Source organism: Hyphomonas sp. GM-8P (assembly GCF_003263315.1).
GTDB lineage: Bacteria > Pseudomonadota > Alphaproteobacteria > Caulobacterales > Hyphomonadaceae > Hyphomonas.
The window spans coordinates 1-9,274 of the sequence record NZ_AWFE01000096.1 but is presented as its reverse complement, the minus strand read 5'-3'; the positions used below and the strand labels follow the sequence as shown (position 1 = coordinate 9,274).

General features: G+C 58.2%; 8 protein-coding genes. All 8 read left to right on the top strand.

The window, feature by feature from the left end:
• Positions 1–938: nitronate monooxygenase family protein (locus HY26_RS15000; RefSeq protein WP_112073965.1), on the top strand; the 938-nt coding region annotated here is incomplete at its 5' end.
• Positions 935–2,125 (top strand): transporter, encoded by a 1,191-nt coding sequence (locus HY26_RS14995; protein ID WP_034766457.1) that lies wholly within the window; start codon positions 935–937, stop codon positions 2,123–2,125. The genes HY26_RS15000 and HY26_RS14995, both read left to right, overlap by 4 nt.
• Positions 2,122–2,583 carry a Zn-ribbon domain-containing OB-fold protein gene (locus HY26_RS14990; RefSeq protein ID WP_081806136.1) on the top strand — a complete coding sequence of 154 codons (462 nt, stop codon included), beginning with the start codon at positions 2,122–2,124 and terminating at the stop codon, positions 2,581–2,583. Before HY26_RS14995 ends, HY26_RS14990 begins: the two co-directional genes overlap by 4 nt.
• Before the next feature lie 7 nt (positions 2,584–2,590).
• The gene (locus HY26_RS14985; RefSeq protein WP_034766456.1) at positions 2,591–3,841 is read left to right on the top strand and encodes an acyl-CoA dehydrogenase family protein; all 1,251 of its coding nucleotides are present in this window, start codon (positions 2,591–2,593) and stop codon (positions 3,839–3,841) included.
• Positions 3,841–4,932: an acyl-CoA dehydrogenase family protein gene (locus tag HY26_RS14980; protein WP_034766455.1), complete on the top strand. Its 1,092-nt coding sequence runs from the start codon at positions 3,841–3,843 to the stop codon at positions 4,930–4,932. Before HY26_RS14985 ends, HY26_RS14980 begins: the two co-directional genes overlap by 1 nt.
• A 58-nt stretch (positions 4,933–4,990) precedes the next feature.
• Entirely contained in the window at positions 4,991–6,601 is a 1,611-nt protein-coding gene (locus tag HY26_RS14975; protein ID WP_034766454.1) for an acyl-CoA synthetase, read from the top strand.
• Positions 6,601–8,238: an NAD(P)/FAD-dependent oxidoreductase gene (locus tag HY26_RS14970; protein ID WP_034766453.1), complete on the top strand. Its 1,638-nt coding sequence runs from the start codon at positions 6,601–6,603 to the stop codon at positions 8,236–8,238. The genes HY26_RS14975 and HY26_RS14970 overlap by 1 nt, the downstream gene beginning before the upstream one ends.
• Positions 8,239–8,240: 2 nt before the next feature.
• Positions 8,241–9,209, top strand: a complete 969-nt coding sequence (locus HY26_RS14965) for an alpha/beta fold hydrolase (protein ID WP_233346312.1) — start codon at positions 8,241–8,243, stop codon at positions 9,207–9,209.
• Positions 9,210–9,274 lie beyond the last annotated feature (65 nt).

The window sequence follows — 9,274 nt, the reverse complement described above, 5'->3', positions numbered from 1 at the left end:
GGGGGTCGGCGCCGCAATCCGGTAACGCGCCCGCCAACCCGATGGCAAAAATCGACGAATACAAGGAGTTTACCCGCGATTTCATGGCGCGGGAGAACCTTCCCGAAGTCGATGCTGCAGCAGCGATGCGCGCCGCAGGTTCGCCGGATATGGGCAAGAGCCAGCTCCAGCTATTCTCGAGAGAATTCTTCGAGGCGCAGATGGAGGTGGTGATTGAGGAAAAGGTGCCGGTCTATGCCGCGGGCCTCGGCAATCCCGCGCCCTGGATCGACCGTCTTCACGCCAACGGCACCAAGGTCATGGCGGTGATCGGCAAGGTCAAGCATGCCGAGCAGGTGGTCGATTCCGGTATCGACATGATCGTCGCCCAAGGTCACGACGGCGGCGGCCACAATTCACCTATCGGAACCATGTCGCTTATCCCGCAAGTCGTGGATGCGGTCGGTGATCGGGTGCCCGTGATCGGTGCAGGTGGTATTTCAGATGGGCGCGGTGTCGCGGCGTCGCTGATGTTGGGGGCAGAAGGCGCGTGGATCGGCACCGCATTCCTCGCAACGGACGAAGCAGGCATCGAGCATTTTCAGAAGGAAGCAATCACCGAAAGCGGTGACGCGGATACCGTCGTAAGCCGCTCGTTAACCGGCAAGCCTGCCCGCATGATCCGTAACAAATGGGCCGATGCGTGGGTTGCTGCGGGCAAGGAACCACTGCCCATGCCTTTCCAGTCGATAATTTCAGGTCCGGTTATGGCTTCAGGCCTCAAGGCTGAGCGCAAGGATATCATGCCTGGCTTTGCTGGCCAGGGAATTGGCCTCATCCATTCGATCCGGCCCGCAGCCGAGGTGATGCGTGAACTTGTCGAAGGTGCGGAAGTCGCACTCTCCCGCTCGTTTGTCGGAGACATGCAGTCCAGCCAACAGGACAAGCATCAAAAATGAGCGCCACATCCACCTTCAATTTCAGTGACAGGTCCGCAATCACGGGCGTCGGTGAAACGGCATTCATCAAGGGCGCCGAAAATACCGCGGTCGACATGATGCTCGAAGCTTCCCGCAAGGCGATCGCTGATGCCGGGCTGAAGCCATCCGACATCGACGGCATGGTTCCGCCGCCGATCTACACGACATCGGAAGAAATGGCCGCCAATCTGGGTATCGACGTATTGCGCTATGCGGCTACCGTTCACATGGGCGGAGCCAGCCCGACGACAGCGCTCCAGAACGCGGCGATGGCGATCGCCAGCGGACTTTGTGACCACGTTCTCGTAACGCTGGGCTGGAATGGCTATTCCGCACTCAGGCCCAAGGCCGGTGCCCCGCCTACCCGGCCGATGAACATGAACACTCTGACCAACACCATTCAGGGCTATTACATTCCTTATGGCGTGTTCCTGCCGGTGCAGATGTATGCCTGGCTCGCCATGCGACATTCCAAGCTCCACAGTGTCGGGCCGGACGCGATGGCCGCTGTGGCACTCGCATGTAACCGTCACGCGCAGCTAAATCCGAGAGCCTTCAATTATGGCCGTACATTCGATCTCGAGGCATATCACTCGGCGCGCTGGATATCCGAGCCTTTCCGGCTCTACGATTGCTGCCTGGAAACCGATGGTGCCTGTGCGGTCGTTGTCTCGCGCATGGAACGGGCCAAGGACATGCGGCACGTGCCGGTAAGCATCGCAGGCGCGGCTGAGGGCCACCCCTATCCCGCCGACGACATCCCCTCGCGCCCCGACCCTTTCAAGATCGGCCTCAGCTATGCCGCCCCGCGCGCATTCGAGATGGCAGGCGTCACCCGCGAGGATATGGATTTTCTGCAAATCTACGACTGCTTCTCTTATATCGTGCTGTTGCAGCTTGAAGCGCTCGGTTACTGCGAACCCGGCGGTCAGAGCGAATTCGTCGCTGATGGCCAGATCGAGCTGGGTGGACGCTATCCCATCAACACCCATGGCGGCTTGCTGAGCGAAGCGCATGTCTGGGGCCTCAACCATGTTGTTGAGGCGGTCCGCCAGCTGCGCCACGATTGCGGCGAGCGTCAGGTCGCAGATGCCCAGACCGGCCTCGTGACCGGCTGGGGCGACCTTGGCGACGGGAGTATCGCAATCCTCAGGAGGTTTACGTGAGCGACAAGAACGAACTGCCGCCTAAAATGCGCTTCAAGGCGCAGAAGGCTCCGCCCAAGCCGAAACCGCGCCCGCAGGATCCTATCGAACAGGAATTCTGGAATCGGTGCCAGGATGGCCATCTCTATTTCCAGCGTTGCAGCGATTGCGGCACCCTCCGCCACCTGCCTCGTTATATGTGCGCGAAGTGTGGCTCACCGGAATTTTCGTGGGAGCGCAGCACTGGCAAGGGTACGCTTTTTTCCTGGACCATCACCCACCAGGCCCTGCACCCGGCATTTGCCGCCGACATTCCCTTCGTGGCTGCGGTGGTTGAACTCGAAGAGGGTGTACGCATGGCCACTCGTCTGATCGATTGTGACCATGATAGCCTCAGGCTCGACCTTCCTGTAGAATTGACATTCGAAACAATCGGGGACGACTTCCGTCTGCCCGTTTTCCGTCCCTGCGAGGAATAGAAGCGATATGGATCTCGATTACGGCCCCGAATACGACACATTCCGTCAACAGGTGCGCGATTTCATCGAAGCGCATAGCCACCTTGCGCCGCCGTGTGCGACTCGGGCAGCCCGCCCTTCACCCGAAGCCGTCAAATGGCAGAAGCTGCTGATCGAAAACGGGTACACTGCCCGCACGATCCCGGCGGAGTATGGCGGCTACGGCGCGGAACCCGACATCCTCAAATCGCGCATCATCTCCGAGGAGTTTTCACGGGCCGGGGTGCCGGGCGGGCTCACGAACCAGGGCATCTCGATGCTCGTCCCGACTTTGCTGGAACTCGGCACCGAGGAGCAGAAGCAACGCTGGATCGAACCCACGCTGAAAGGCGAGATCGTATGGTGCCAGGGCTATTCTGAACCCGGTGCCGGATCGGACCTGGCCAGCCTCAAGACCAGGGCGCGAGTCGAAGACGGCAATTTCGTCATCAATGGCCAGAAAATCTGGACCAGCACGGCGAAGCAGGCCGACATGATCTTCTGCCTCGTAAGGACCGAGCCCGACGCACCAAAACACCGCGGTATTTCCTACCTGATCTTCTCGATGGACACACCGGGTATCGAGGTTCGTCCTTTGAAGACGATGACAGGCCACGCCGAATTCAATGAGACATTCTTCACCAATGTCCGCGTTCCGGTGGACCAGATTGTAGGGGCGCGGGGCCAGGGCTGGCTCGTGGCGAATGCAACCCTCGGCCATGAGCGCGGAATGCTGGGTGATCCCGGCGCGCTCGAAAACCGGCTACAGGCACTGATCGCCCTGATGCAGGAAGAGCGTATCGGACAGGCCCGCGCAATCGACAATCCGGTTCTGCGAGATCGGCTGTTGGCGCTCCAGGCCGAGGTGTCAGCGATGAAATGCAATGGGATGCGTATCCTTTCGAACAGCCTCAAGGGTGAGTCAGGCGGCATGGCGAAGCTAATCGTCAAGCTGCAAAGCTGTGAGATTGCCCACCAGATTTCAGCACTGGCGATCGACGCCATGGGTGAGATAGGCACGCTTTACCATGGCAGCCCGCGAGAGCGCGAAGGAGGCGCGTGGCAATGGAACTACATGTTCCAGCTCGGTCTCATAATAGGCGGCGGCACCGCGCAGATTCAGAAAAACATCATCGCCGAACGTGGCCTCGAAATGCCGCGCGAACCGAAGCTCGCAAAGGTTTCGGATGCGGCGAAAGCAACCGCAGACATAGAGCGTCACAAACAGGGATCAGCCTAATGGATTTCGGATTATCTCAGGACCAGCAGATGTTACGTGATGCGGTTGCCCGTTGTCTTGCGGACACCTGCCCGCTCGATCATGTCCGCGAATGCGCCGAACTGGACAATCCACTCAGCGACAAAGTGCTCGGCGCCGTTCAGGACTTGGGAATTCCCGGAATGCTGGTACCTGAAGAGCATGGCGGCCTCGGTATGACCCTTCTCGACGCTGCCATAGTTGCCGAACAGCTCGCCTATATGGTCGCGCCAGTGCCTTTTCTCGCCAGTCATGTACTTGCGCCTATCGCGCTGAGCGAGGCTGGTAGCGAAGAACAAAAAGCACAATGGCTACCGAAGATCGCGAACGGCGAGGCGCGTATCGCTGTCGCGATTTCCGAGACGGTCGAGGCGCGCGACGGGGCGGGCGTTTCCTCTGCTGATGGGAAGCTCAGCGGAACCGCCCTGTTCTGCCTGGATTTCGAGGGAGCTGACGCTTACATCGTAGCCGACGCTGGCGGCCGGCTGCACCTCGTTACAGCCGATGCCCTCAAACTGGAGACGATCCGGCTGACGACCATTGATCGCACCCGCAGTGTCGGGGAATTGCGTTTCGAACAGACAGAGGCAGAACCGCTTATTGACGATAACGGCGCGACAACGGCCCGGTTGCGCGATGCGGGCCGTGTGATCTTAGCTGCTGACAGCCTTGGCGCAGGCCAGGCCATGATCGAAAAGGCTGTCGATTATTCTGGCCAGCGCGAGCAGTTTGGCCGGCTCATCGGCAGTTTCCAGGCCGTCAAGCACATGTGCGCGGAGATGGCCGCACGTCATGAGCCATGCCGCTCGCTTGTCTGGTATGCGGCCCACGCCTTCGATTCGATACCGGAGGATGCATCCATTTTCGCCTGCCATGCCAAATCACACACAGGCGAAGTCCATCGCTTTGTCGCCCGCACCTCCACCGAAGTGCATGGCGGAATGGGATTTACGGACCTGATGGGTCTTCATTACTGGTTCAAACGTATTGGCTTCGACCGGCAAGCGCTTGGAGGCCCCGAAACGGTGCGGGCCGAATTGGCAGCCCTACAGGGTTGGATAAAAGCCCCGTAATACACTCATTGTATACGGCTGCGAGATTTGCGGCCCAGTCTTGAAGGAATCAAGCAACATGATCGAATGGAATCTCGGCGACATTCTCGACGCAATCGAGCCCGCCATGCCTCAAGACGCTCCGGCCTTGATACACGGCGACCGGATCATCACTTGGCCCGAAATGTCCGCGCGCTCGAACAATGTCGCGCGCGCGTTGCGACAACGCGGAGCTAGCGACGGCGCCAAGGTGGCTTTCTACATGCGCAACCGCCCTGAATATGGTGAGCTGATGGCGGCCTGCTTTAAGGGGCGGTTGACTCATGTGAACATCAATTACCGCTATCGCCCCGAAGAAGTTTTTTACATTTTTGATGATTCTGACAGCGAGGTGATTATTTATAGTTCGGAGTTCCGTGACTGTATCGTCGAACTCAAGGACCGGCTCGGAAAGGTTCACACCTTCGTTGAAATTGGCGATGCTTCGCAAATCGCACCTTTTGCGATCCCTTATGAAATTCTCGCGCAGGAAGGTGATGGATCAGCGCTCGGCATCACGCGCTCGCCTGACGATTTGCTCTTCATTTATACCGGCGGCACGACAGGGATGCCCAAGGGCGTGATGTGGCGTCACGACGATATGCGCAAGGCGCAACTGGACGCCCAGAAGCTGCTCGGCCCCGTTCCGCAAACAGTCGAGGAAAACGTCGCCCTAATCACCAGTCAAGGGCCGGGCAGACGTACACTTCCCTCCTGCCCGTTAATGCACGGGACAGGCTTCATCACTGCGATCGGCACGCTCATGTCGGGCGGTGCCATCGTGACTCTGTCGGACCCATCTTTCGATGCGCTTGAATTGTGGGAGACGGTTGATACGCACAAGGTGGAAAGCATTTCAATTGTGGGCGACGCTTTTGCCAAACCGATGTTGCAGGCGCTGGACGATAATCCCGGTCGCTGGGACACAAACAGCCTTGTCTCCATTGTTTCATCCGGCGTGATGTGGAGCAAGGAGGTCAAGGCTGGCCTGTGCAAGCATATCCCCCAAGCGGTGCTGATGGACAGCTTTGGCGCTTCCGAAGGGCTCGGCTTCGGCCTCTCCGTCACAACCGCAGATGGGGGTACGAACACCGCGAAATTCGGGATCGGTGAATTCTGCGATGTCTTCGATGAATACGACCAGAAAGTAACGCCGGGCAGCGGCGTACCGGGATATATCGCTCGCAAGGGCGCAATCCCGGCGGGTTATTACAAGGATCCCGAAAAGTCCGCCAAGACCTTCCGCACTATCGACGGGGTGCGCTATTCGATTCCAGGCGACTGGTGCACGGTCGAAGCCGATGGCAGCCTGACCCTGCTGGGCCGTGGCAGCGTGTGCATCAACACGGCTGGTGAAAAGGTCTATCCGGAAGAAGTCGAGGAAGTCCTCAAGACCCATCCCGCCATCGCTGACGCGCTGGTCGTGGGCGTGCCGAGTGAAAAATGGGGCCAGGCCGTCATCGCCGTCGTGCACCTGAGTGGCGACGCTGCATTCGACGAGCAAGGCGTCAAAGACCATGTTCGTCAGCAATTGGCCGGCTACAAAACGCCAAAGGCCATCCATCCAACGGAAACAGCCCTGCGCGCATCCAACGGCAAGGCCGACTATGCAACAGCGAAAGCAATCGCCGAGCGTTTGACGGTCGCGTGATGAGCAAGCGGGCTTCTCCTGATTACGACGCCCTAATCGTCGGTGCCGGCTTCAGCGGCATCTACCTGTTACACAAGTTACGTAACGCCGGGTTCAACGTGTTGCTGGTGGATGCTGCGGCCGAGCCGGGCGGTATCTGGTATTGGAATTGCTATCCGGGCGCACGAGTGGATTCGCAGGTGCCGATCTACGAGTACTCAATACCTGAAGTGTGGAAATCATGGACCTGGAGCGAACGATTTCCCGGATGGAAAGAGCTAAGAGCGTATTTCCATCATGTTTGTAATACACTCAAGCTGTGGCCCATGATGCGCATGGGGTCACGGGTCACAGGCGCGAACTATGAGCAAGCGGCGCAGCAATGGCGCCTGCAACTCAACGGAGAGGAAACTGTTACGACACGGTTCCTCTTGCCCGCTATTGGTTTCGCATCAAAGCCGCATATCCCTGATTTTCCCGGCATTGAGGATTTCGAAGGCGAATGGTTTCACACGGCGCGCTGGCCACAACAGGGGGGCGATCTCAGCGGACGCAAGATTGCCTTGATCGGCACCGGGGCAAGCGGTGTGCAAGTCGCGCAGGAAGCCGCGAAGTCCGCATCGAAGCTGACCCTATTTCAAAGAACACCAATCCTGGCGCTGCCCATGCGGCAGCAAAAGCTATCAAAGGAAGATCAAGAACGCGACAAGCAGGATTATGCTGCTATCTTCGAAACGCGCAAGCAGACCAGCGGAGGGTTCGAATCTCAATCGCTGGACGTTTCGGCGCTCGAAGTTGACGAGAAAGAGCGCACCGCACACTTCGAATATCTGTGGCAGAAAGGCGGCCTCAGGTTCTGGTATCACAATTTCGCCGACCTGCTGATCAATCGCGAAGCGAACCGCTACGCCTATGATTTCTGGCGAAACAAGGTTTGCGACAGGATCTCCGATCCCAATCTTGTTGAACAGCTCGCGCCTTCCGAACCACCCCATCCATTCGGCACGAAGAGACCTTCGCTCGAGCAGTGTTATTACGAGATTTTCGCGCAGGATAATGTCGATCTGGTCGATCTGAAGGCAACCCCCATCACCCAGATCAAACCGCACGCGATAGAGACCGCTGACGGCGAGGTGGAATGCGACCTCATCGTTTACGCCACCGGCTTCGATGCCGGGCGCGGCGGCATGGTCGATATGAACATCACGGGGACGAACGGCCTGTCTGTTTCACAAGCTTGGGAAGACGGGTTACGCGCCTATCTCGGCATGGCGATAGCAGACTTTCCAAACATGCTGTTTGCATACGGTCCACTTAGCCCGTCAGGTTTCTCGAACGGCCCGACCAGCGCAGAGATACAGGGTGACTGGATCTGTGACTTTCTCGTCTGGATGCGGGACAATGACAGTAATCAATTCGAAGCCTGTGCGACCGCAGAAGCTGACTGGACCAAAATGGTTGCCCAGGCCGGCGCCATGACACTGTTTCCAGAAGCGAATTCCTGGTACATGGGCGCAAATATCCCTGGCAGGAAGCGTCAGCTGATCAACTTTCCAAGCGTGTCTGGATACGTCGCACTCTGCGAAGAAGTAGCGAACGAGGGGTATCGCGGCTTCATGATCGACAAACCCACCAGCAACGAACAGATGATGGAATGAGTATGTTAACCAAAGTGACAGTTTTTCCCGACGATATCAGCCCCGTCTGGGCTGGAGATGGTTCGCATCTGCCGGAATGGTTTGTGTCGGCCCTGAAAGTGCCGCGCGAGGAAGGTTATGTGGAGATCGACAATGCTAAAGTGCATTACTTTCGCTGGGGCGACCGCAGCAAGCCGAAAGTGCTTATGACACATGGCTTTCTCTCCCACGCGCGCTGCTTTGCCTTCATCGCCCCATTCCTCGCCGAAGACTATGACGTTGTCGCGTTCGATCTCGCCGGCATGGGCGACTCGGAGATGCGTGGGCAGGCCGATCCAGAAGCGAGAGGGCGCGAATTTGTTGAGATTGCCGAGGCGCTCAATCTGTTTGCAGATGGCCACAAACCCACCATCGTCGCGCACAGTTTCGGTTCCGGCGCAGCGCTCACTGCCGTGACGCAATCGCCCGATCACTTCTCCGGCCTCGTAATTTGTGATCTCATGGTCATGCGCGCCGAGCTCCTGGAGCAATACTGGAACCAACGCCGTTCCAGCCCGGGGTCAGGTGATCCTGACAAGCCCAAGCGGTCCTACGCGAGCTATGAAGAGGCGCGCAAAAGATACGTCCTTTCCCCGCCCCAGCCGGTTGGCGAGCCTTTCCTCCTAGATTACATGGCCTATCATTCTATGCGGCGCGACGGAGACAACTGGACATGGAAATTCTCACCCGAGGTATTCCGGCGAAGCAATAAGTCAGAGGAATGGCTCACTATCGGCCAGCGACTCGTGAATGCGCCGGGTCGCAAGACCATCGTTCATGGTGCCAAGAGTCAGCTCTTTACCAAGGATTCGGCTGACTACATCCGTGAGCTAGGGGGCGGTGACATCCCAATTATCGCCGTACCTGAGGCGCGCCACCATTTGATGCTCGATCAGCCATTGGCATTCGTGACCGCACTCCTGAGTATTCTGCACCTCTGGGAGAATAAGTAGACCAGCCCCTCATGCCGCTGAACCAAGCTTCGAAGTGACCTGCTCCCCGAAAAATCCCTCGTTTG